This is a genomic window from Chromobacterium piscinae, from assembly GCF_021129175.1.
Taxonomy (GTDB): domain Bacteria; phylum Pseudomonadota; class Gammaproteobacteria; order Burkholderiales; family Chromobacteriaceae; genus Chromobacterium; species Chromobacterium piscinae.
In genome coordinates this window covers 1-733 of sequence record NZ_JAJOHV010000133.1, presented here as the reverse complement: position 1 = coordinate 733, position 733 = coordinate 1, and the positions used below count along the sequence as shown (strand labels likewise).

Sequence of the window (733 nt, the reverse complement as noted above, 5' to 3'; positions counted from 1 at the left end):
CGGTCACCGCGCCGGCGTCGTTGCCGGAGAAGGTTGCGGCATCATTGACGCCGGTGACGACGACGGTGATGTCGTGGGATGTGCCGTCCTGAGAGTAGACGGTGAACACCTCGGTGCGGGTCTCGCCCTGGCCCAGGTACTGCACCTTGGCGTTGTCGACGCTGTAATGCCAGTTGCCGTTGGCGTCGATGGTGATGGTGCCGAGGTTGGCGGTCTTGTTGTCGACGCGGCTGGTATCGAACACCGACTGGCCCTTGTCAGGGTCGACGACATTCAGTTTGCCGGCATAGTCCAGGGTGTTGGCGGCAGAGACATTGAGGTCTTCGGTGACGGCACCCTGGTCATTGCCGGTGATCTCCGCCGGATCATCCTTGCCCTGGATGGTGATGGTGACGACGTGGGGCGTGCCATCCACGGAGTGCACGGTGAAGGAGCGGTCGAAGCGATCGGCGCTGGTCAGTTCCTGGGCCTTGGCGTTGTCCAGGGTGAAGGTCCACTTGCCGGAGGCGCTGTCGAAGTGGAAGGTGCCGTAGTCGACCTGAACGTCGGCCATTGGCTGGAAGGCGGACTGGTTCTGATCCACGTCCTTGATCAGCAGGGTGCCGTTCACCTGGGTGATATCGTCCTCGACCACGACGCCGTGGTCGGTGCCGCCGATGATGGCCGCGTCGTTGACGCCGTTGATGACGACAGTGATGTCGTGCGAGGTGCCGTCTTTGGAGTAGACGGTGAA

At 62.5% G+C, this 733-nt stretch carries 1 protein-coding gene; it reads right to left on the bottom strand.

Going from position 1 to position 733, the window contains the following annotated elements; genetic code table 11:
• A partial coding sequence (locus tag LQR33_RS22965) for a VCBS domain-containing protein (protein WP_231470579.1) occupies positions 1-733 on the bottom strand: 733 nt, incomplete at both ends.